Annotated in this window: 20 protein-coding genes; 8 read left to right on the top strand and 12 right to left on the bottom strand. The window is 68.0% G+C overall.

The window, feature by feature from the left end; genetic code table 11:
• Positions 1–150, bottom strand: a 150-nt coding sequence (locus H1D24_RS43425; protein WP_181662837.1) for an ATP-binding cassette domain-containing protein, incomplete at its 3' end; no start/stop codon positions are given.
• 29 nt (positions 151–179) lie between these two features.
• Complete coding sequence (locus H1D24_RS40855) at positions 180–845, bottom strand: DUF4097 family beta strand repeat-containing protein (RefSeq protein WP_181662836.1); 666 nt, start codon at positions 843–845, stop codon at positions 180–182.
• A 249-nt stretch (positions 846–1094) separates the two neighbouring features.
• Between H1D24_RS40855 and H1D24_RS40850 the strand changes: the two genes are divergently transcribed.
• A complete protein-coding gene (locus tag H1D24_RS40850; protein ID WP_181662835.1) occupies positions 1095–1850 on the top strand; it encodes a GbsR/MarR family transcriptional regulator in 756 nt (251 codons plus the stop codon).
• A 1157-nt stretch (positions 1851–3007) separates the two neighbouring features.
• Here the strand turns inward: H1D24_RS40850 and H1D24_RS44360 are convergent.
• Positions 3008–3223, bottom strand: coding sequence for a recombinase family protein (locus H1D24_RS44360; protein ID WP_181662834.1), 216 nt, complete (start codon positions 3221–3223; stop codon positions 3008–3010).
• Positions 3224–3684: 461 nt separating this feature from the next.
• Between H1D24_RS44360 and H1D24_RS40840 the strand changes: the two genes are divergently transcribed.
• On the top strand, positions 3685–4140 hold the full coding sequence (locus H1D24_RS40840) for a hypothetical protein (RefSeq protein ID WP_181662833.1): 456 nt from the start codon (positions 3685–3687) through the stop codon (positions 4138–4140).
• 483 nt (positions 4141–4623) lie between these two features.
• Here the strand turns inward: H1D24_RS40840 and H1D24_RS40835 are convergent, their stop codons facing one another.
• The gene (locus H1D24_RS40835; RefSeq protein ID WP_181662832.1) at positions 4624–6225 is read right to left on the bottom strand and encodes an ISL3 family transposase; all 1602 of its coding nucleotides are present in this window, start codon (positions 6223–6225) and stop codon (positions 4624–4626) included.
• 140 nt (positions 6226–6365) lie between these two features.
• Positions 6366–7001, bottom strand: coding sequence for an HAD family hydrolase (locus H1D24_RS40830; protein WP_181662831.1), 636 nt, complete (start codon positions 6999–7001; stop codon positions 6366–6368).
• A gap of 558 nt (positions 7002–7559) precedes the next feature.
• On the opposite strand from H1D24_RS40830, the gene H1D24_RS40825 reads away from it, so the two are divergent.
• Entirely contained in the window at positions 7560–7700 is a 141-nt protein-coding gene (locus tag H1D24_RS40825; protein ID WP_181662830.1) for a hypothetical protein, read from the top strand.
• 386 nt (positions 7701–8086) lie between these two features.
• A complete protein-coding gene (locus tag H1D24_RS40820; RefSeq protein WP_181662829.1) occupies positions 8087–9592 on the top strand; it encodes an aKG-HExxH-type peptide beta-hydroxylase in 1506 nt (501 codons plus the stop codon).
• Between the two features lie 213 nt (positions 9593–9805).
• On the opposite strand, the gene H1D24_RS40815 is transcribed toward H1D24_RS40820, so the two are convergent.
• The gene (locus H1D24_RS40815) at positions 9806–10042 is read right to left on the bottom strand and encodes a hypothetical protein (protein ID WP_181662828.1); all 237 of its coding nucleotides are present in this window, start codon (positions 10040–10042) and stop codon (positions 9806–9808) included.
• 275 nt (positions 10043–10317) lie between these two features.
• Here H1D24_RS40815 and H1D24_RS40810 point away from each other — a divergent pair, with 275 nt between their 5' ends.
• Entirely contained in the window at positions 10318–10512 is a 195-nt protein-coding gene (locus tag H1D24_RS40810) for a hypothetical protein (RefSeq protein WP_181662827.1), read from the top strand.
• 864 nt (positions 10513–11376) lie between these two features.
• Here the strand turns inward: H1D24_RS40810 and H1D24_RS40805 are convergent.
• Entirely contained in the window at positions 11377–12156 is a 780-nt protein-coding gene (locus H1D24_RS40805; RefSeq protein WP_374064785.1) for a hypothetical protein, read from the bottom strand.
• A gap of 624 nt (positions 12157–12780) precedes the next feature.
• Positions 12781–13764, bottom strand: a complete 984-nt coding sequence (locus H1D24_RS40800) for an AraC-like ligand-binding domain-containing protein (RefSeq protein WP_181662826.1) — start codon at positions 13762–13764, stop codon at positions 12781–12783.
• Between the two features lie 15 nt (positions 13765–13779).
• On the opposite strand from H1D24_RS40800, the gene H1D24_RS40795 reads away from it, so the two are divergent.
• Positions 13780–14094: a hypothetical protein gene (locus H1D24_RS40795; RefSeq protein WP_181662825.1), complete on the top strand. Its 315-nt coding sequence runs from the start codon at positions 13780–13782 to the stop codon at positions 14092–14094.
• A gap of 251 nt (positions 14095–14345) precedes the next feature.
• Here H1D24_RS40795 and H1D24_RS40790 read toward each other — a convergent pair whose 3' ends face one another.
• On the bottom strand, positions 14346–15512 hold the full coding sequence (locus H1D24_RS40790; RefSeq protein ID WP_181662824.1) for a lactate 2-monooxygenase: 1167 nt from the start codon (positions 15510–15512) through the stop codon (positions 14346–14348).
• 111 nt (positions 15513–15623) lie between these two features.
• Between H1D24_RS40790 and H1D24_RS40785 the strand changes: the two genes are divergently transcribed.
• Both H1D24_RS40785 and H1D24_RS40780 read left to right on the top strand, forming a co-directional pair.
• On the top strand, positions 15624–16664 hold the full coding sequence (locus H1D24_RS40785) for an Lrp/AsnC family transcriptional regulator (protein WP_181662823.1): 1041 nt from the start codon (positions 15624–15626) through the stop codon (positions 16662–16664).
• Between the two features lie 207 nt (positions 16665–16871).
• A complete protein-coding gene (locus H1D24_RS40780) occupies positions 16872–17771 on the top strand; it encodes an alpha/beta hydrolase family protein (protein ID WP_181662822.1) in 900 nt (299 codons plus the stop codon).
• 45 nt (positions 17772–17816) lie between these two features.
• Here the strand turns inward: H1D24_RS40780 and H1D24_RS40775 are convergent, their stop codons facing one another.
• The 3 genes from H1D24_RS40775 to H1D24_RS41955 form a co-directional block, all read right to left on the bottom strand.
• Positions 17817–17963 carry a hypothetical protein gene (locus tag H1D24_RS40775; protein ID WP_181662839.1) on the bottom strand — a complete coding sequence of 49 codons (147 nt, stop codon included), beginning with the start codon at positions 17961–17963 and terminating at the stop codon, positions 17817–17819.
• Between the two features lie 202 nt (positions 17964–18165).
• Positions 18166–19668, bottom strand: a complete 1503-nt coding sequence (locus H1D24_RS40770) for a carboxylesterase/lipase family protein (protein WP_181662821.1) — start codon at positions 19666–19668, stop codon at positions 18166–18168.
• Between the two features lie 193 nt (positions 19669–19861).
• Positions 19862–20097, bottom strand: a 236-nt coding sequence (locus tag H1D24_RS41955; RefSeq protein ID WP_220137785.1) for a hypothetical protein, incomplete at its 5' end; no start/stop codon positions are given.

Here is a 20097-nt window from a genome sequence, read left to right as displayed (position 1 = left end):
AATCTTGACGGCGGTGGTCTTGCCGGCCCCGTTCGGGCCGAGCAGCGAGAAGACCGTGCCGGCCGGCACCGCCAGGTCGATGCCGTCGAGCACGACCTTGTCGCCGTAGGACTTGCGCAGCCCGTTCGCCGCGATGGCCAAGTTGGTCATGAGGGGTGCTCCTTTTACAGGCTGCGGGTTTAGAGGCTGCGGGCGGTGATGTCGCCGTGGGAGGTGGTGGCGTGGATGTCGAGTTGGGCGGTGCCATCGTTCTTGAGGGCGTTGCTGACGCGGCCGTAGGAGGTGCCGGCGTCCAGGGAGGCCGAGACTCCGGCGGCGGCGGCGACCGAAATGTCGCCGGACTGGGTGCGGAGCACGACCGTGCCGCGCACGGCCTCGGTGATCCGGATGTCGCCCCTTTGGGTGCTGATCTCCGCGGGGCCGCCCAGCCGGCCGACCTCGACGTCGCCGTCGATCGCAGTGAGGCGGACGCTCGCGGCCTCGTCGATCTTGATCTGGCGGTACGCGCCGTCGAAGGCGACGTCGCCGAGGCGTCCGACGCCGCGGAGCTCGGCGCTGGCGGCCTTGGCCTCGACACGGGAGCCGGCGGGCAGCTGGACGGTGACCTCCAGGGATCCGGCAGGGCCGAAGAGCCGGTTGTCGGGGGCCTGGGCCGTGATCCGCAGGACGCCGTCGGCGTAGGCGACTTCTGTCTGCTCAGCGGCCTTGATGTCGCGGCTCTTGGAGGGGTCGGCGGGCAGGACCTCGACGGTGGTGTCGGCGCGGTCGGCGGCGATGAACTGGATGCGTCCCGCGGGGATGTCCAGGACGGCAGAGATCGGGGCGGGGGTGTCGAACTTCTGCATCGTGCTCTCCTTCGACTCTTCGTTTCTGACGATGGAAAAGCTACGTTGCATTCAAAGATCACTCAACATGCTTGTTGCAAGAAACTGACGTAATGCCAGGTGAGACCTCTAAAATCGTTGCAACGCTCCTGAAAGTAACGCAACGTCAGCCGCTCGGGCATTGCAATGAATTGAGAGTGAACGCTATGCTGGAGGTGCCGGGAAGCGCTGAGAAGCGCCAGGAAGCCACAGAGCACGAAGGAGACCGCGATGCCGGGAGGCAGGCTCACCCAGACCGAACGCCGGCAGATCGCACTGGGACTGGCCGACGGCCTCGCCTACGCGGAGATCGCCCGGCGCCTCGACCGCCCGACCTCGACCGTCACCCGCGAGGTGATGCGCAACGGCGGCCCCACCGCCTACCGCGCCGACCTCGCCCACCGCGCCACCGAACGCCGCGCTCACCGGCGCCGGCAGACCGCGCCCCGGGGGGCGGAGGCGCCCGTGCAGGCCTACGGACGCGACGCCGAGGCCGTGCGCGAGTACGAGGAGGTGTTCACCACCGTCATCATGGCTTCGGGCGCGCCCACGATGATGGCCCGAGTGATGGCCTGCCTCACCCTCACCGACGCCGGCAGCCTCACCGCGTCCGAGCTCGTCCAACGCCTGAACGTCAGCCCGGCGTCCATCTCCAAAGCGATCACGTACCTCGAGAGCCAGGGCCTGGTCCGCCGGGAACGCGACGGACGCCGCCGCGAGCGCTACGTCGTCGACGACGACGTCTGGTACCAGTCGATGATGGCCAGCGCCCGCTCCACCGCCCAGATCGTCGAGATCGCACGGCAGGGCGTCGGCGTCCTGCGCCCCGGCACCCCGGCCGGCACCCGCCTGGAGAACGTCGCCCGCTTCCTCGACTTCGTCAGCGAGAGCATCACCCGCGCCGCGGAGCAGGCCCGCGAGATCCTCCACAGCAAACCGGAAACGCCCTCAGACGACACTGCCAAGCCACCTTCAGATCGCGGATAGACCGTCACCCGAGGTTCAGAAACAGTCCACCATGTCCCTGACGTGGCGCCTCGCCGGCGTGAACATCGCAGTGCGGCTGGCCGTCGGCGCCGGTAATGCCTTGGCGAATCGATCCCACGAAACAGCCACTGACAACTCGCATGATCGGCCCGCGGGATACGTGCGCAGGCCGGTCAGCAGCTGTGGACGGGGCGGACTGGACTCAGGGGTTTATGGACTTGATGGGCGTGCGCTGTTCGTCGGCGGCCGGCCCGGTGCTCCCCCTCTGACGGAGCCAGATCACGCGTACACCTCTTCATCGCCGAGCTCTGTGTCCAGTGCCTCGGCCTGAGCGGTGAATTTCTTGCGGCGCACGACCGCAGGGCCCTCGGCCTTGAACGACTCCGCCGGCGCATACGCCGTGGTCTGGTCCTCATCACTGTCAGTCCTGCAGTCAGACCTCCGAGCGGAGCCACGGCAATCATCACTGTCAGTCCTGCCCGGGCGCCGGGCGGGCCGGCGGAGAAACCCCGGATCATCTCCAGCGTCCACGTCGCGCCCTCGAGGTCGCCGGGCAGACGCTGCGCAACGCGGACCGGCTGCTGCGCTCGCTCTGAGGCCGGCCGCCAGGTCCTGGACCACCCGGGCCTCATGCGCCTCCAACAGGGCAGTCTCGGCAGCCGGTTCGTCGGCCGACAAGCCCTCCGCCCACGCGAGATGCGCCGCCGTCTCCTCGTCCACGACCTCAGTGTGCCGCCGCGGAAAGCACCCGGCAGTCCCCCGATCGGCTACCGATCAGCACCGCGTGGGTCGAAGCTCACCGTAGCCGACCGCCAGCTGCGCGGCCCGGCATCCGACCAGCGGTCCTCCCGGGCCTGGAACAACGACGCTCAGTGCCTCCATACACGATGCTGGCCACCGGGTCGAGGATGGCGCGGGGTTGGTGCGGGCCGTCAGGTTGCCGACGGCCAGGAGCGCAGCACTGTAGCGATCTTGGCAGCGGTGCAAGCGGGGTCGCCGGACGACTGTTCTGCTGGAACCGGCGTAATCCAGGGGCAGGTCAACGCGGGGAGGCCGATGAGTATTCTCATTTCTCGCGTTACATGGTGCCAGGCAGCCCTTGCTCGGTCTCAGAACGCATCGACAACCGTTCGCGGTTTCCACCTACGTAACCAATCTCAGGTTGTACGGGGGCCGCGGAGGGCGTGCAGCGCCTCGTGCTGGAGCATCCGTCGCACGGTCTCGGGATGCCATCGATCGCTGCGGCGTGGCGGGACCTGCTCCGCTTCAAGGCGGCGGCAGATCTCACGGAATGAGGCGCCTGCGGCCCGTAGTTCTCGAGCCCGGGCGAGACCGACCTGCTCGGCGGGCTGCTCGACAAGGCTTTCCGGCAAGACGGCCTGCCACCCGTAGGGCGGTGCGCCGAAGGCGTACCGCCCTGGACCGCCTTTTCCTTAAGCCCCGCCCGGAGTCGGGTCACGATCATTGAGTGCTCCAGCTCGGTGAAGACTCCCACCATCTGCCGCATGGCGTCGAGCTGTACGCGGCGATCGGGGCAGCGGCCACCGCGGCGGCATGAAGATGCGAGAGATCGAGCGCAAGCATGGGGGTGACGTGGCGGACGGTTGTCGACGATCAAGTATTTCCCCATGCCGCGCGGGTTGGGCGTCACGTAATTCCCCGTCCCACGGTCACGTTCCCCCATGAGGATGGCGGAGCCGTCCAGCCGTCGGTTGTGACCATGCTCGTGCGCGGAGAGGGCCAGTACTCCTGCGGGCGCGCGTGTCGTCACGGTGGTCATGGGGGGTCTAAGATCACGACCTACTTTGATCGCTCTGATGCGGAAGGGCTTTGAATGACCAACTGGAGCAAGCGGATAGCCACCCTGCTGGCGACGACCGCCGTGATGATCGGTGTCTCCCTCGGAACTGGCGCGGGCACCGCAGCGGCAGCGCCCCGGCTCACCTACCAGTCGAGCTGGTATCAGTCGGGGAAATCGGTGGTCGTCTACCTCTACGCCGACGGCAACTACGCCGGATACGTGAACTGGAACGCGGACCCGGTGGGGAACGACCCCGGAGACGCGTTGCGGGCGCATGACGACACGGCCGACGGGTGGGGCGTCTACGGGTCCGTCTCAGAGCCGGGGTGGCTGATCCGCGAGGCTTCCACTGCGGGACACCCGTCCCCCTACACGACCCCGTGGCAGACCGGCAACCTCACCGAAGACAGTAAGTTCACCCTCGACGTGTGCCTGGTGAAGGGCTCGGAACGGGTTTGCCTCTATGGCTACTTCCGTGTCACGTCGTAGGCGGATCTCTCACCCCAGGTGGCAGGGAGCAGTGTTTTCTGCCGCCGCCCACACCAGAAGCTGAGCTCACCGTTCGCCGTGTAGACGAGAGTGTCGCCGTCGTACTCGGGCCCGATCCATGGCGAGTTCCTCGGAAACCGCGGTGACGACTTCTCAGAGCCGGAGTCACCCTGCGAACCATCCGCCGGCCAATGCCTCCCTCCGGGGTCAGTTCGTCCGTCGCACGTCTCACCCGTCCAGGAAGTGGATTCTCCGAATCGCTTCCTGGACGGGTTGCCGAGCCCGAACGAGACTCCAGGAATCGGTTGAGCCGAAATGTTACCTGTCGCATGCCTGGAACGCCCGAGCCCGACCACTCCACCTGCTCGGTCAGATGCTGGCCACCGTCGGCAACGGCCTCACACGGTCAGCCCCTGGGGGAATTACGTGAATTACTGCCTGGGGAATTACGGGCTCTGGCGCTGATCTTGTGACGCAGGCGGGTCAGGGCGTGAGGAGTATGCGTTTGCGGAGGAAGTCGAGGTTGGCTCGTCCGAATCCTTGCCTTTTGAGTAATTTCGCTCTTGTGACCTGTCCCTCGACCTGACCTGAGCTCCAAGGAGTGGAGAGCCCGGCGGTGACGGCGTCGAAGTCGCGGCGTAGTCCGTTGACGAGGGAGTGCAGGGCGGGCAGGTCGTCGGAGAGGACGCGGTCCATCCAGGCGGGCAGTTGGTCGCCCCGCAGGTCGCGCATCATGGTGGCGAAGTCGCGGACGTGGTGGGTGACGGCGTCGAGTTCGGGGCAACTGGTCCGGATCTCCTTGAGATCGGTGGCATCATCGGCTGTCAGATTTCCGGGGTCGGTCATGATCCAGCGGACGATGCGGCGGGGTCGTGGAGCCGGGCGACGCGTGGGTGGCGCGGCGGTGGCGGCCTTGAACGGGCGGAGGTAGCGGCGGACGGTCTGGATGCTTCCGGCGAAGCCCAAGTCGGCGATCTCCTGGTGGAGCTGGGCACTGCTGTGACAGCCCTCGTTCCACCGCTGGTGGAGGTAGGGTTTGTACTCGTCCAGGATGGTGGAGCGGTTCGTCGCTTTGACCAGCAGTTCGTCGATGCTGGTAGCGCGGGCGAAGCGACGCACGGTGGACCGGTCCAGCTGCAGTGTCCGGCAGATCTCCTCCAGCGTGCTGCCGTCGTCCAGGAGCTGTCGCACGGCGGTATAGCGTTCCCTGGTCCGGGCCACCAGGCGGCGCTCTCGTCCACAGACGTCGAGCATCGCGGCAGCCGGTGCCGGTGGCGTCAGCCAGATGTCGTCGCTGGTCGGCGGGGCGGCCGGTACGGTGTTCTCGAACGCGGTCCGGACACAGGCGTGGTGGGCGGAGACGGTCTTTTCGACGGCCTCGCCGAGGTTGTGCCATAGATGCCAGGCGTCGGCGACTTGCTGGGCCTGCGGGGCGCCGCTGCGGGCGCCCTCGGCATAAGCCCCGGCCCGGTCCCGGCAAATGATCTCCACTTCCGGATGGCCCTTCAGCCATGCGGCCAGCGGTTCGGCATCCCGGCCGGGCAGCACGTCTACCGGTCGCCGTGTCTCCAGGTCCACCAGGATCGTGGCGTACGAGTCACCCTTCCGTAGCGCGAAATCGTCGACTCCGAGCACGCGGATATCCCCGACGGATTCTTCCGGCATGGCGCGGACCAGACGTAACAGGGTGTCCTTGGCAACGCGCAGGCCCAGCACCCCGGCCAGACGGGCACCCGCGCGGCCGGCCAGCGCGAGAGCGATCGAGGCCAACTGCTCACGAACCAGCGGCGTGTAGCGGACATGCGGGCTCGTCAGTCCCGCGATCTGCTCGGCGAATGTCACCGCCCGGCACGCGGAGTTCGGGCACTTGAACCGTCGCACCAGTAGCTCGATCACCACACCGGCGCCACCGACCGCTGCATCCGCGAGCCGTCGTAGGTATCGGCCGTGCACCCGGTCCGACGCACTACCGCAATGCGGACAGTCCGCACCCGCCGAGCGGGCCCGCGCATGCATCGTGACCACCCCGGCCGCAGCCTGCTCGACCAACTCCACCACGACACCAGCCAGATGAGGGAACAACACCTCGAAACTCCGCGAAGAACACGCGAGTCACGATCACAGACGCCACTGACACCGGCAGCGTCACAAGATCAGCGACAGAGCCGAATTACGTGAGCGTCCACAACGGTCCGTTGCTGAGCTGCCGTGGACTGCCCCTGGACTCAGGGCCTTGCCAGAAACCCTTGTGCGATCAGTAGGTTTCGCACCTCCGCCAAGGAGGCGGCACACATGTGTGCCTGCCCGAGTGATTCTTCCCGGTGGGTTGTCGTCAAGCCGATCACGGTGCAGCCGGCCGCCACAGCCGCGCTTACGCCCGCGGGTGCGTCCTCTACGACCAGACACGCCGAGGGGGCGACGCCGAGCCGGGAGGCGGCCAGCGCGAAGCAGTCCGGCGCGGGTTTCGCATGTTCCACGTCGCTGCCGTAGACCTGCACGGCGGGGAGAGGAAGGCCAGCCGCCGCAAAGCGCTCCCCGACAGAGGTCCGGTCCCCGGAGGTCACGATGGCCCACGGGCTGTCGGACAGCGCCTCCAGCAGATCAGCAGCTCCGTCAAGCGGCGGGAAACCGTCCTTCTCCTGGGCCAACAACTCGTCGAGCACCCGTCGTTCGATGACTGGGTCCAGATGCGGAGCCGCGTCCTTGACCGTGTCCTCGGGGCGCCGCCCGAAGGTGAGTCTCCAGACCTTCTCAGGATTCAGGCCCCGTGCCAGCGACCAGGAGGTCCAGATTCTGCGGTGAGCAGCTGTTGAATCCAGCAGGACCCCGTCTACGTCGAAGAGCACAGCAGAGATTGTCATACCGGCATGTTCCCAGGCGGGGCAGGTACATGACCGAGGACGTCAGACACGGGAGCGACGTCATTTCTCGTCAACATTCCTGCGCCTGACGACGAGCAACTGCCGCCCGAAGTCGTCGACAAACGCTGTCGCTAGAAGTGAACGAAGCCAAGCCGGCCGACGACGATCCCCGCTGCCTGGCCGTCTGCTACTTCGCTAAGCGCGTCATCCAATGCTCGGTGATCGTGGCGCGGACGGTGGGCGCGGGGCGTAGGTCAGGCATGAGCGGCCTCCGACCGGGAGCTGATGGACGGCTTCGCGGTGGTGTGCTGGTGGAGCCGGAGTTCGGTGGTGACGAGGGCTTCGAGCGCGGCCGGTCGTCCGGGGCCGGCGTCCTGTTGGCCGACACGATCGCGTCAACAATCCAGAACTACCCATGCCATGTCTGTCTCGCCGCCCTCAACCGCACAATCCCGTCTTGTCAAGTCGTCGTTAGTGCCGACTTTCAGGGTGGTAGGCCGTCCGGGATTCTTAATGCGAGCCCAAAAGGGCGCACATTCACATCTCAGGAGGTTGCAGATGTCCGAGCAGAACACCATCCAGAACATCGTCGACGCCGAGGCCCAGGCCACCGCGGCGCTGACCGAGGACCTGGACGTCGAGCTCGAGCTCGAGGCGTCCGAGGCGTCGTTCTCCTACGGCGAGGCTCGCCCGTACTGAGTCGCTGCGCTTCTGCTCAACACCGCGTTGCCGGGCGGCGATGTGGGCGGGCTGCCAGGACAGCCCGCCCATCTGCGACGCAGCAAGCATCCCAGAGGCGGTCAGCAGAGGAACAACAGCACTGACACGATGCGGGCCGGGCTCGGATGAGGTCTCCGGGCCCGGCCCGCCCGGCGCCGGCCGCACGGCGGTGCGCCGCCGGAGAGGAGAGAAAGGCGGAAAGGGAAATGCCAGCAATGCATCCCGAACTCCTGGAAAGTATTCGTACGGTGTCGGTGGATCCAACTGCCACCAGGCGCGCCGCGGCGATTTATCACCGGAACATCGCCCAGCGCATCGCCTCGGCATTCCCGGAAGGTGAACTCGGTCTTCCTGGGGAATCCACGGTGGCGAAAGAGGAACTCGTGGTTCTGGCCCGCAGCGTGCGGCGGCTGAGCCCGGCGGGTGTCCACCGCTTCTTCACCCTGGCCAAGAGCCCACCCTCGCCCGATGAGGGCCCAGGCATAGCGGAGTTGTTCCGCGCCGGTGCGGTCGACGGAGCAGCGACCACCGTCCTGGAACAGACCGACGAGCCATGGGTACGCGACGGCCTGGCGCAGGCTGTGGCATCCCTGGGAGGGACCGAAGACGATCCGGCTCCCGTTCTGGTTGGCTTCCCCGTCGCTCTCCGGCCGGCTCTGGAACGGGCCCGGGCGGCCCTCGAGCTGGCCTGGCCCGAGGCGTGGGAGGAGCACCATGCGCTGATCCGCTACCTCGTGTACGCCGATGCGCCGCAGCTGCGTTCGGCCACGACAGGGAGCACGTTCGGCGCCGTGTACGTGGGGGTGGACGAAGCCGCTGATCCGCTGCGGATGTTCCAGGTACTGCTGCACGAGACCGGACATCACGCGCTCGACCTCCGCGACAAGTTCACCGGCTTCCTGGCGAACCCCGACGCGATGGCGAGCCATCCCTTGCGCAACGACCCTCGCCCCCTGCGCGGCGTGCTGCACGCTGCGTTCGCACTGTGGCGGATGGCCGAGGGACTGCGGCGCTATGCGCACTATCGCGCAGGCGGCCACGGCAGACGGCCCTCTCGCCGGGCACCCGTGGCGGGAGCAGTTGGAGACCCTGGAGGACCAGCTTGCTCAGACTCTCCGGACCCTCGACAGCACGGCCGAGTGGACCCCGGCCGGCGAGCACCTCAGGCGCAGCCTCAGTCGGCGCACCCCCGTCCCCGTCCCAGTGGCGGCCCCGGCGCACACGGCGGTGGCGTCGTGACAGCCCAGGCCGGCTTGTTCGACAAGCGCGTCGACCGCAGCACGGACGACGCGGCCAACCTGGCCGACCGCTGGGGCTACGCGGCGGAGTGGGAGATGCTGGAGCTGGCTGACGGCTCGATCGTCTTCCACCATCTCAAGGGGCGGCAGTTCACGCTGCGCGACCCCGGGGAGGGCCTGCGCGGCCTGCTGCGGAGACTGGACGCGGGAGCGGTCAGCCCTCTGGAGCTGGCAGGCCAGGACCGCGAGGCGGCGAAGCGGCTGATGCTCTCCCTCGCACCCCTGATCAGGACCGGCATCTTGGTGACGGATCTGGAGGACAGGGTCACCGCGATCGCCGGCGCCCGTGACGACATCGGCGGCATGGCCTTCGACTTCGCGGCCGGACCGCCCCACGGGACACAGCGTCGGACCACGTGTACCACCGACGACGCCCTCGAGCCTCACCTGTCGGCCGCGGGAGCGACGGTGCCGCAACGGCCCGACACCGAACTCGCCCGCCTCGTCGACCGGTGCGCTCGCCTGGGCAGCGCGGTCCTCCGCGCCGACCTCACACACCCCCGCCACGGGGTCCCGGTGGTGCGCGTGGTGGCCCCCGGCCTGGCGTTCGCAGAGAGGCACAACCATGGCTGAACCAACGACGGCCGAACCGCCCACGCACGGCCGGACAGACGAAAGCGGCACAGGACGGAGGCTGATCGTCACGCTCGGCCCATCCTGCTCCCGTGCGGAGGCCGAGAGGCTGGTGCCGCACGCCGACATCCGTCCACCTGTCGAAGCCGGGCAAGTCGACGTGCTGAAGCACGGGCGGCTGCCAGCAATCCTGAGGCGAGCAGGTCAGTCGCTCTAGTGCTTTTTCTTCGAGTCGCACTTCCAGTAGCCCTTGTGCCACTTGTGCTTCTTGTCGTAGTAGCCCTTCTTCCACTTGCAGTGGCTGTCCGTTGGATCCGTGGGAGCTGAGGCGGTCGTCGTCGCGGGGGCGGCTGCTGCGGCCGTGCCCGCCGTGCCGACTGCGGTGCCGCCAGCCAGCACGATGCCGGCCGCGACGCAGGCAAAGGCGCGCTTGGCGCGATGTGCTCGCATGGGTCTGCTCTTTCCGGCGGTAGCTGGATGATGCCGCTCGAAGAACGATGCGGCGCTGTCGTCGAGGTCGCCGCGTGAAGGCCGAGAGCACGTCCCCCCGCTGCCGTCCCACCCTGGCGGGAACGCATCGCGGGGCGTGTCCGGATCGCGACCGTCACCTCTTCCTCTCTCGACGGTAGCGGCGTATCCGATGCGCGGCACCTCGACCGCAATGGCCCTGGGCCAATTCGTTTGGATCAATCCCGCTGGCCGAGGTTGGCGTTGATGATGTCCACGTGACTAACCGCATCAGCGCTCTGTTCTCGATCTTCGGCGTCCTTGCCAGCATGATGCTGCCCGTCGGTGCCGTTCGCGAGTACCGCTGCGGGCCATCGGCTCTCTGGATTGCGGCTGGAGCCGTGATCTTCCTCAGCGCCTTGTACGCGCTCGCACGGGACGTGCGCCGGCTCCGTACAGCGCAGACGACCTGACGAGCCGCGCCGGTCCCGATCGGGCAGTCCTTTGGTCATTTGTCCTGGTGTGCCGTTGACTTACACGCAGCGGGGACGGATCGAGCCGTTACTCCCGGATCGGACACCGAGGCGGGTGGCCGGTGGAGGGACCACCGAGAAGTGATCGACGCGATCGTCTGGAAGTTCCAGACCGGATCGCAGTGGGTCCATCTGCCGTAGAGGTACGGCAATTGGCGAGAGGTCTACAACCGGCTGCGGATGTGGGCCAGCGATGGCACATGGGAGCGGGTGTTCACTGGTTCATGGCGTAGGCCGACGCCGACGAAGACCTCAACTGGGCCGTCTCGGTGGGCAACACCATCGTGCGCGCCCACCAGCACGCGGCCGGGGCCCGCAAAAAGGGGCACCTGCAGGCGAACCGGTAAACCACGCCATCGGCCGGTCCCCCGGCGGACTGACCGCGAAGATCCACCTTGCGGGTCCCCACGGCTCCGCCTCTCCTGTAAGCCGTCCGTCCCGGATGGCCGCCCATTCCGCGTCCGACATGTCCGAGGGATACCGGCGTTCCCGGTCCGGATGGTCGGCCGCGTTGCCGTACACATGCGCGCGGCAATCACACGATGGACCAGCCGAGTTGAACTGAACGGGCTCGGACGCGCACAACAACGACACCAGGGCCTCCCGGGACTCCTCGGATGGATTCGCATCCCCGAGCTACCGAGAGCGTCCTTGGCGCCCATGCTGCCCGCCCTCCTCGCCGAGCTCCGCATCATCCGGCCGGGCGGCATGGACCACGCGGCAAAGGCCTATCCAGGCTGGTCAGCGCTGGTCAGCTGTGTCCGCGGGAATACCGTGCCATCGGGCGGCGCGGTGAAACGCAACTCAGTAGAGGAGGCAGTCGGGCCAGTGTGGGTCGTCCCAGCGGGCGTCCCCGGTGAGCCCGATCAGCCGCACCTGGTGGAGCAGTTCCTCGGGCACGTCCACAGCGCGCAGGCGGGTTGGAGCGTGGCTCGCCAGCCAGGCTGCGAGTTCGGTGCACCGGGATTCCTCGTCGTCCCAGTACCAGGCGACCCACGGAAGTTCGTCTCGCAGCAGGTCGCCGGCCCATTGGGAAACCGCTTGTGCCAGGTGCCGGTCGGCGACGGGGTGGTCCTGTGCCTCCCAGGTGGTGAGCCAGGGGGCGAGTGTGCCGGACGCCTCCGCGCACATCGCGAACACCTCGTACGCCGGCACCACTGGGTCCGCTTCAGCGAGGCTGTGGGCCAACCAGGCATGCAGGAACACCCGAACTGCCGTGCTCTGCTGCGCGGGCCACTGCTGCCAATGCCCCCGGGCGAACGACAGCCCGACCATGCCCATGTCGAAGAGGGGCTCGACCAGGCCGCCGACCAGAGCCCTGGAGAACTGGGGCAGGATGCGCCGCAGCACCGCGCCGTGGTCGTCCCAGTCAGGGGCGTCCCAGGTGCGGCGCAGCAGATCCGGCTCCAGCTCCACGTCGGGGACCTTCAACAGCGCGAGCTCTTCGGCGCTGCCCCAGTGGCATTCGCACTGGACCTCTTGGACGCGAGCGGTCATACCGCGGAAGGTGACGGCCACACCGTCCACCGCAGCGTCGAGTCGGCGTCGTGCAAGGGCGGGGTCGAGTTTCATGGTCGCAGGCACAGCCTCACGGGACTCCGGGCGGCTTCCGCCGACCGAAGAGAACGACCCTATCGCCCCCGGCCGCCACCGTGAATTCGGCATCCACGCCGAACGCTGGACACCGCTGCACGCGCATCGACGGGCGGGTGGAATCCCTGGCCCCGGCACACCACGCCGCGCTCCAGGCAAAGAGCATCACGAACATCGCGGGCGACGCCGTTGACCCCTGGATCTGGAGGAGTACGAACCGGTGCCTGAGGTCGAAGGGATAACGGAAAGCCGATGGCGCGGGACGGACTCCCTCATCGCCGTCCACCGAGGCGAAGCCGACTGTCTCACGGCCTCCAGTGCCGAACGGCGCACATCTACGGAGCCCTCCATGACCAGGGCCTTCGCGCTGGCCGACTGCGGCCTGACGGGGAACGATCACCGCCCACGGGAATAGATCTCCAACCTGAAGGGTCTCGTGATCAGCCCCACTCGTGAACCCCCTCTCCGCCCCGGCTGGAACTCGCGATCTACCCCGAGACCGTCAAGCTCCCTGCCTTTAGATCTCCCTCACTGCGGTGGGCGGCAGATCGTCCTGCTGGACGCAGGTGCACTCTCTGTGGCCGTCCTGGGCGTACGCCGCGGCAGCGATCCGGATCACACGTTCCCCGACGGTGCCCTTACGGCCGTCCTGCGGTAGGTGGCGGGGCTGGTCCCGAAGCGGGACTTGAACGCCCGGGAGAAGTGGGAAGCGTCCTTGAACCCGACGCGCAGGGCGATGCTGCTGATGCTCTGAGCGTCGTGTCCGGCCCCCGACAGCATCGCGCGGGACCGGTCGAGCCGCTGGGCGTAGAGCCATGCGCGCGGTGTGGTGTCGGCCTCGCGGAACAGCTCGCGCAGATAACGCAGTGAAAAGCCCAGGTCGTGGCTGGCGGCGAGCAGCGTCAGGCCGGGGTCGTGGAGCCGGTCGGCGAGGTAGGCCTTGGCCCGCCGAAGATCACGTCGATGAACGGCCGCACTCGCTTTCCCGGAGACGTCCGAGCCAAGAGCGTCGCACGCGGTGGCCAGGAGATCGAGAAGGTTCTTCATGAACGATGCGGCGGTCGCCTCGCCAGGGTCATGACCTTGTTCGGCCAGGGCGCACAGGACGGGACTGACGAAGGCGCCCGTGCCGCGCGCGGTCCGGAACGGTACGGCGGTGACGTGCTCGGCGGCGGCGCAGCGGGAGGTGAGCATCGCGCGGGGTATCTGCAGGACCACCGAACGGAACGGGCGGTCGAAGCGGAACACGTAGGGGTGGGCGCTGTCCACGAGGGCGAAGTCGCCGGGACCGACCTCAGCGGCGCGGCCGCCTTGCCGGAGCCTGGCCGACCCCTCGGTCAGCAGCGTCAGGAAGAAGTCCTCTCCTGCCGCTCTCCTGACCAGGCCAGGCGTACGAGCGGCCTCGTGCGGATCCGCCTGCATGGTGCTGACCAGCAGCCCGCCCGTCACCCGGGCGACAGCGGCAGCGGCGAAGCCGTGCTTCCCGGAGACGGGGACCGCGCCGGGCAGCGCGGCCGCGCGCATGGCGACGAACGCCGTACGGGTCACCTCGCTCCACCCGACGCCCAAGCCCTGATCGCCGGGGACCTGCTCAACCACCACTCGCACTGCTACATGGCGGACACCAACAACCCCGCGTCATGGCTCACCGCCCTGGATCAAGTCCAGGCACTGGGAGAACACCGGATCGTGGTCCCGGGCCATGGCCCGGTGGGCGGGGAAGAGGTGATCGATGACACCCGCGCCTGGCTGGAGGACTACCAGGAGGTGGCCAAGCCACGGGTACCCGTCGCCGACATCGCCCGCGAAATGAGCCGCCGACACCCCGACCGGGCCTTGCCCATGCTGCTCTGGCTCACCCGCGGCCCCTCGTTCGGGCTTGTCGGACCCGAGGAACTGGGCGTGCCGCCGGAGGTGTTCGGAGGCTGAGCCGGAACGTACCCGCTTTGCAGCCTCGTGCGACACGGCTGCGCAACAACGGCTATGGAGGTTCTGCCCCGGCGTCAGCGACGCCAGGGGCGGAGTCTTTGCAAGGGCGACGTCGAGGTCGCACCACAGTCAGCCTGGCTCCGCTTTCGCCAAGCGCTCACCGCACATTGAACGTCCGCCCGGGTCGGCGTGGTGTCGGAGAATCGGGCGGACGTCCTGGTGGTTCCTCGAGGCGAACGCGTTGTGGCGTCTCACATGACGCGCTGGAGGGCTTCCGGAGTGAGGTGGCCGAGGGTGGGATAGCCGTCGACGGCCATGATCAGGTCGGCTTCGGCGAGCAGTGAGCGCAGCACGTGAACGATGCCGTCGGTGCCGCCGAGGGCGAGGCCGTAGGCGTAGGGCCGGCCGATGCCGACGGCGGTGGCACCGAGGGCGATGGCCTTGACGATGTCGGCTCCGCTGCGGATGCCGGAGTCGAACAGGACCGGCAGCCCGTCAGCGGCCTCGACGACAGCGGGCAGTGCCTGAAGGGCGGGGAGGCCGCCGTTGGATTGCCGGCCGCCGTGGTTGGAGCAGTAGATGCCGTCCACACCGCCGTCCTTGGCGCGCCGTGCGTCCTCGGGGTGACAGATGCCCTTGACGATCAGTGGCAGGTCGGTGAGTGAGCGCAGCCACGGCAGGTCGTCCCAGGTGAGGGGGTTGCCGAAGACCTGGACCCACTGTATGACGGCCGCTTGGGGATCCTCCTCCGGCGTGCGGGTCAACCGGGACCGGAAGACCGGGTCGGTGGTGTAGTTGGTCAGGCAGTGCCCGCGCAGCTGGGGGAAGTTGCCTGTGGCGAGATCGCGCGGACGCCAGCCGGCCACCCATGTGTCGAGGGTGACGACGATGCCCTTGAACCCGGCCGCCTCGGCCCTGCGGACGAGGCTTTCGGCCAGGTCCCGATCGGAAGGGGTGTACAGCTGGAAGAAGCCTGGTGTGTCGCCGAGTTCTGGGGTGACCTGTTCCATCGGGTCGGCGGAAAGGGTGGAGGCGACCATAGGCACTCCGGTGCGGGCAGCGGCCCGTGCAGTGGCCAGGTCACCGTGCCCGTCCTGGGCACACAACCCGATGACCCCGACAGGGGCCATGAATACCGGTGACGGCCACGTCATTCCGAAGAGCTCCACCGACAGGTCGCGCTCGGCAGCACCGACGAACATCCTGGGGATGAGCCCCCAGCGGTCGAAAGCCGTGACGTTGGCCCGCTGAGTTCGCTCGTCCCCGGCGCCTCCGGCGACGTACGACCACACCGAGGGCGACATCGCCGCTTGAGCCTTGGCTTCCAACTCCCCATGGCTCACCGGGAAGGGCGGCAGCACGCCCGCCAGCCCGTTGAGGTAGATCTCGTCCTGGTAGGAGCCGAACGTCTGCTTCATGTGGTGCCCTTCCCATCGCGTAGGCCGGCAGGGTCCGCGCCCGTGCCAGGATGGAAGACTGGAAGCCGAAGGACAGGAAATCGCAGGAATTCCGCACTCAGGTGGGTCCGCATGCAGGATGACGTCAGGTTGCTGAGCGAGGAAGACCTGGCGCTCATCCATGCACTCCAACTGCAGCCTCGGGCGTCGTGGAGCGTTCTGGGCCGGGCTCTCGGCGTGGACCCGGTCACCGTGGCAAGGCGTTGGAGCCGACTCGCGACACGCGGCGAGGCATGGATCAGCCTGTCCCCCGGGCCACGGATGTTCGACCAGATCTGCTTGGCCTTCATCGAGATCGACTGCGCACTGGGCAGCGCCGCCGCGGTGGCCGGCGTGCTGAACCGTCCCCCCCATATGCTCACCATCGAACGCACCGTCAGCGGCCACGACATCCTCGCCACCGTGGCCACCCGCGACCTGGCCGCCATGTCCCGCTACACCCTCGACTGTCTGCCCGCGATCACGGGCGTGACCGCCGTACGCGCCCGGATCGTCACCCACATGTTCACCGAGGCCGGGCGCTGGCGGATCGACGCACTGGCTCCGGGGCAACAAGCCCAGCTCACCGCCGCCACCAAGTCCGCACCCACCGGCCGAGACATACGTCAGGTCACGCCCGCCGACCGGGCCGTCCTCGCGCACCTGGCCCAGGACGGGCGGGCCTCGCACCAGGCCCTGGCCACCGCGCTGAAGACCAGCGCCTCCACAGTGAAACGGCGTATCGACCAACTCACCGGACGGGGACTGCTCAGCTTTCGTTGCGACTTCGCGCGCCCTTTGGGCGGCTGGCCCGTGGCGGCCACCTTCTGGGCCAGAGTCGCACCGGCGGGCCTGTCGGACCTCGGACACGCCCTGATCCGGCTGCCGGAGACGCGCAACTGCGCCGCGATCAGCGGCCCCAACAACCTCATTCTCCAGGCCAACCTGCATTCGGTGACCGACGTCCTTCGCTTCGAAACGCACCTGGCCGCCGCTCACCCCAACCTCGACATCGTCGAACGGGTGATCACCATGCGGCACGAGAAGCTGCTGGGCCGCCTCCTTGACCACCACGGCCGCACCATCGAAACCGTCCCTCCGGACATCTGGGCGGAGCCGCGCGGAGACCTCTGACCTGACGTCTACCATGCAGCCCGCCTCCTTGACCGTTGGTGAGGCGCCCGGCCAGATGGTGATTGAGCCCCACTGCGATCCGATCGCGAACTGACACCGGTCATGGGCAGGTAAGCCCTGTGTCGGCGCCGTGATGATGGCTGGTATCAGGAGAGGGCGCGGCCTGCAGCGGTGAGGCATGGCGGGTGCGCATCCTACGATGTCGCCATGACGATCTCAGGGCGGGAACGGCCACAACTGCAGCCGCACATACGTGTCCTGCACGACGCATCCCGCCGGGATCTACGCGAGCCCGACCGTCCGCGCCCCGTCCGCCTCTACTTGTGGGAACCGTGTCGCCCGGTGGCCGTACCCGCTCCGCTGGTCGTCGTCTCGCACGGCACCGGGGGCTCCGGGAGCGACATGGAGTGGCTGGTCGGTCCGCTGGCCAAGGCGGGGTTCCGGGTGGCAGTCGTCGACCACCACGGCAACAACTTCGTCGACGGCTATGACCCAGATGGCTTCTGCTTCGTCTGGGAGCGACCCAAGGACATCTCGTTCGCCCTTGACGCTCTGGCCCGTGAGCAGCCGCTGGGACCGGTCGGCGCCGCCGGATTCTCCCTTGGCGGGTACACCGTGATGGCGCTCGCCGGTGCACGGCTCGACCCGCAGGTTCTGCAGGCCGTCGTGGCGGGGCGTGTGGCCTTGCCGGTGGTCCCGGAGTTCCCCGGGCTGTCGGAGGCGCTGCGGAAGAAAGTGTCCGAGGCGTCGGAGGACGAACTGCGGACTGTGATGAGCGTGGCTGCAGCGGACCTGTCCGACCCGCGGGTGCGGGCCGTCTTCCAAGTGGCCCCCAGCCTCGGGGCCTCCGTGACGCCGGAGAGTCTGACAGCCGTGCGGGTGCCCGTGGAGATCCGGTGGGGCGGGGCGGACACGATCGTGCCGTTCGACGACCACACCAAGCCGTACCTGGAGCACATTCCCGCGGCACAGGGCTGCTCGGTGGGCCTCGACATCCGTCACGAGGACTTCATCGGACGGTCGGACCCAGCCGGCCCGGCTGACGAAACCGTCCGCGTCCGGGTCGGCCAGGAGGCGTCCGCTTTTTTCCTACGGCATCTCGGCTGACGCCCGCCCGGCATCACGGCGGATCGCCGCGTACAGATGCTCTGGTCAGTCCCGCGTGGCGCCTTCGGGCCACACGATGGGCACGGGCACGCCGACACGGTGCGCGTAGGCGACGACGTCGGGGGTGCCGCCGTACGCGCGGGCCGGTTGCCCGTCCCGCACGGCGATCAGCTTGTCGGCGAGGTCCCCCACGGGTTTCCGCGGGTGATCGTGCGGGAGGCCGTGGCTTCCTGGCCGGGGCTATGGACGGACCGGCAGCGCTCGGGTTCCTCGAACGGAGCCGTTCCCATGGGCGAGGGCTGCGCGATGAAGCAGGCCAGTGGATCGCCCAGGAGTCGAGCCACCGAGCCGCACGTCTCAAGGCCCGTTCATGGTGCCGGAATGATTGCCCAGTTCACGGACACAGGACTGGAAAGTCGGCCTTGGCCCAAAGAGCACGGACAGCGGCGGGCTTGTCGTCATGGGCATCGTCGTCGGTATTCCAGATTTTGGCCCGGATGGTGGAATTATTGACCGATTGCCAGCCCGGGTTTCCGGTGGCAGCGAAATCGGCCCAAGCGCGCACCATGCGGAGTGCCAATCCATGGTCTGCAGAGGTGGGTGCGCCGCCGATGAGGAAAGCCAGGCAGCCGCTGTCCAGGTTGCCGAAGGCGAAGGGGATGTCCGCACAGTGCCAGGCCCGTACGACCCCGTGCGGACCGGTGCGCCGCCGATCGAAACGCGACAGGAACGCCCGGCCGCCGGCTTGGGCGTGAAGCTCGGCGAGTCGGTTGCTGTACTCGCCGAACAGCAGATCACCGAAAATGGCGAGGTAGACGTCGAGCACTGGGGCATGGGGCATCGCAGCGCGATAGCCGGCCACCAGGCCGTCGGGGAGACCAAAGTCTTCCGCAAAGAGAGCAAGCTGTTCATCGGTGGTGATCTTCGCGCTACTGCCGACGGCGTCGAGCAACCAGTATTCCTCTGTGGTGTGGCAGACCAGCAGGTCCACGTCCCGCGTCGCACCGGCGGCCATCCCCGTGAGGGGGTCGGTGGGCAGAACATCGCCGTCAAGGACTGGGGCATAGAGCGAGGGGTCGTAGTGGCGGGATCCGGAGGTGGGGTCATGCCGGTAGTCCTCGACCACCTGGTCGGAGGCGATGACCAGGGCCTGCGGAGTCGCAGAGGTGAGGCCGTCGGGCGTAGCAGGGCAGCCCGCCGCTGCAGCGACCTCGCGGGTGGTTGCTGCAGCGATTTCGAGCGTGTAGCAAGGGCTGGCGGCGCTGTGAGCGATGGCACGGTGGAACAGACCGCGGGCGCGGTCCATCACCATCAGGCAAGTGACGGAAGTGGCTCCGGAGGATTGGCCGGCGACCGTGACGTTGGCAGGATCGCCACCGAAGGCGGCGATGTTCTCACGCACCCAGCGCAGAGCTGCGACCTGGTCGAGCAGGCCCCGGTTGTCCGGGTAGGCGAGGGCTTCGCCGGCCGGGACGTGGCCGAAGCCCTCGAAGCCGAGCCGGTAGTTGAGGGTGACCACGACCAGACCGGCCTGTGCCAGCACGGTGCCGTCGAAGTCGGGCTGGGCTGAGGATCCGAAGGTGTAGGCACCGCCGTGGATCCAGACCAGGACGGGCAGGTGGCCACCATCGGGAACCGGAGTCCAGATGTTGACGGTGAGGACATCCTCGTCGTCAGGAGACCACACGGGTGCGCCGGGCAGCTGCGCCGACTGCGGGGCAATTGGACCGAAGTTCGTACAGTCCCGTACTCCGGTCCATGCTTGTGCCGGGCGAGGTTCCCGGAACCGGTTGGCGCCGAACGGTGGGGCGGCGTAGGGGATGCCAAGGACGGCGACGACGTCGGCAGAGGCCCGAAAGCCTTGGGCCCAACCGTTCTTCGTCTTGAAGATGTCCATGGACACTGCCTCTCGCTACATGCCAAATCGCCGGGGAGGGCGGGGCTTCAGCTTTGCATCGCTCAGCGCGCCAGGACCAACACCAAGATCATCACGATTGACGCACCAGTGATGTCAATCTCCCTGCCACCCGTCCGCGGTGTCGGCAAACGATGGCGGCACCGGTCGTTGCAGACCACCCAGGGCCGCCGGATCACCGAGCTCGAGCAACAGGTTCTCCACCTCCGCGAGGGAATCTCCGAACGGAACGCATCAGCGCGAGCAACCCTGTGGCCTTCGGTGAAGCGGCGGCCGGTCCGCGCCGCGCCCGGCGCACCAGCAGCGCGGCGTTGGCCAGCACGGCCGCGGCGCCGAACCCTGTACAGGAAAGGGTCAGGCTCGCTGTGGCGTCCAGCCGCCCGGAGATGTAGCCGAACACCCCGGCCTGCA

Source organism: Streptomyces himalayensis subsp. himalayensis (assembly GCF_013778455.1).
GTDB lineage: Bacteria > Actinomycetota > Actinomycetes > Streptomycetales > Streptomycetaceae > Streptomyces > Streptomyces himalayensis.
The sequence above is the reverse complement of the archived record's forward strand: the minus strand, read 5'-3'. Positions and strand labels throughout refer to the sequence as shown.

What these genes read in the sequence shown, in the direction of transcription:
- H1D24_RS40855 (WP_181662836.1), bottom strand. Translation starts at nt 845, where the DNA reads ATGCAGAAGTTCGACACCCCCGCCCCGATCTCTGCCGTCCTGGACATC.
- H1D24_RS40850 (WP_181662835.1), top strand. Translation starts at nt 1,095, where the DNA reads ATGCCGGGAGGCAGGCTCACCCAGACCGAACGCCGGCAGATCGCACTG.
- H1D24_RS40840 (WP_181662833.1), top strand. Translation starts at nt 3,685, where the DNA reads ATGACCAACTGGAGCAAGCGGATAGCCACCCTGCTGGCGACGACCGCC.
- H1D24_RS40830 (WP_181662831.1), bottom strand. Translation starts at nt 7,001, where the DNA reads ATGACAATCTCTGCTGTGCTCTTCGACGTAGACGGGGTCCTGCTGGAT.
- H1D24_RS40825 (WP_181662830.1), top strand. Translation starts at nt 7,560, where the DNA reads ATGTCCGAGCAGAACACCATCCAGAACATCGTCGACGCCGAGGCCCAG.
- H1D24_RS40815 (WP_181662828.1), bottom strand. Translation starts at nt 10,042, where the DNA reads ATGCGAGCACATCGCGCCAAGCGCGCCTTTGCCTGCGTCGCGGCCGGC.
- H1D24_RS40795 (WP_181662825.1), top strand. Translation starts at nt 13,780, where the DNA reads ATGGCGGACACCAACAACCCCGCGTCATGGCTCACCGCCCTGGATCAA.
- H1D24_RS40790 (WP_181662824.1), bottom strand. Translation starts at nt 15,512, where the DNA reads ATGAAGCAGACGTTCGGCTCCTACCAGGACGAGATCTACCTCAACGGG.
- H1D24_RS40785 (WP_181662823.1), top strand. Translation starts at nt 15,624, where the DNA reads ATGCAGGATGACGTCAGGTTGCTGAGCGAGGAAGACCTGGCGCTCATC.
- H1D24_RS40780 (WP_181662822.1), top strand. Translation starts at nt 16,872, where the DNA reads ATGACGATCTCAGGGCGGGAACGGCCACAACTGCAGCCGCACATACGT.
- H1D24_RS40770 (WP_181662821.1), bottom strand. Translation starts at nt 19,668, where the DNA reads ATGGACATCTTCAAGACGAAGAACGGTTGGGCCCAAGGCTTTCGGGCC.